We start from the raw sequence: 1,250 nt of genomic DNA, 5'->3' as shown, positions 1-1,250 counted from the left end.
GTCCAGGGGGAGGAACAGGGGCACCAGCAGAACGGCGAGGACCGCCGTCGCGGTGATGCCGACGGACAGCACCAGCCGCACGGTACGGGTGCTCCGCCGGGCGGGGCCCCTGGCGGGGCGGGCCGCGCCGGCGGTCGGATCGGCGCCGGACGGTACCGGATCGGTTCCGGCGGGAGGGACACCGCCGGGGACGGTGGAGGAGGCCATGGTGAGGGTCACATCCGTTCGCGGCCGGCGGTCACATGCGGTCGTGGTCGACCCGGGGATCGGCCAGGCCGTAGAGCAGGTCGGCCAGCAGATTGCCGGCCAGGACGGCGAGGGCTCCGAGAACGGTGAGGGCCGCCAACAGGGGGAAGTCCAACGCGGTGGCGGCCCGCACGGTGGCCGAGGCGATGCCGGGCCAGGAGAACACCGTCTCGATGAGCAGGGCGCCGGTGATCAACTCGGGTACCCGGGTGCCGATGAGGGTGAGCACCGGCAACAGTCCGGACCGCAGGGCGTGGCCCAGCAGCACGGTGCGCTCCCCCAACCCGCGGGCCCGCGCCGCCCGGACGGGATCCTCGTGCAGGGCGTCGGCGACCCCCTGCCGGGTGTAGAGGACGAACCAGGGCAGCTGGGAGAGGGCGAGCACCAGTGCCGGCAGCGCCAGGTGGCGCAGCAGCCCGGAGGCGGTCACGGTGTCCTCACCGGGAGCGGTGAGCCCTCCGGCGGGCAACACCCCCCACTGCACGGCGAACAGCCACATGACCAACAGGCCGGTCCAGAAGGGGGGAGCCGCCTCCAGGACGTAGGCCACCGGTGTGACGCAGCGGTCCACGAGCCCGCCGGTGCGTCGGGCGGCGAGGACGCCGAGGGTGACGCCGACCACGAGCGCGACCAGGAAGGCCGTCCCGCACAGCACGACCGACCAGACCATGCGCTCCGCGATGACCTGTGAGACGGGTTGGCGCAGTGACTGCGAGTGGCCGAGTTCCCCTCCCGCCACGCTGCGCAGCCAGGTCCACCACTGCTCGACGAAGGTGCCCCCGACGGCGAGGTTCTCCCGCAGTTGGTCCAGGGTCTGCCGGGAGGCTCCGACCGCGTCCCCGCCCGCGTAGGCGTTGACGGGGTCGAAGGGCGAGGCGGCGGCGATGGCGAAGACCCCCAGGGTGACGCCGGCCAGGACCGGCACGGCGGCCAGGAACCGGCGCAGCACCAGACGTCCCATGGCCGCGAGGGGGAGGGGCCGGCCGCGGCGGCCGGGCCGCCCC

At 74.5% G+C, this 1,250-nt stretch carries 1 protein-coding gene and 1 pseudogene; both read right to left on the bottom strand.

From position 1 onward, the window contains the following. A pseudogene (locus FNQ90_RS23735) lies at window positions 1-207 on the bottom strand (hypothetical protein); the annotation flags it as partial. Window positions 208-238: 31 nt separating this feature from the next. Continuing rightward, window positions 239-1,207: an ABC transporter permease gene (locus tag FNQ90_RS23730; RefSeq protein WP_143624148.1), complete on the bottom strand. Its 969-nt coding sequence runs from the start codon at window positions 1,205-1,207 to the stop codon at window positions 239-241. Between the last annotated feature and the right edge of the window lie 43 nt (window positions 1,208-1,250).

It is taken from the genome of Streptomyces alkaliphilus (genome assembly GCF_014141535.1).
Classification (GTDB): Bacteria; Actinomycetota; Actinomycetes; order Streptomycetales; family Streptomycetaceae; genus Streptomyces; species Streptomyces alkaliphilus.
The sequence above is the reverse complement of the archived record's forward strand: the minus strand, read 5'-3'. Positions and strand labels throughout refer to the sequence as shown.

Excerpts from the sequence above, each read along its gene's own strand:
- FNQ90_RS23730 (WP_143624148.1), bottom strand. The coding sequence starts at position 1,207 with ATGGGACGTCTGGTGCTGCGCCGGTTCCTGGCCGCCGTGCCGGTCCTG.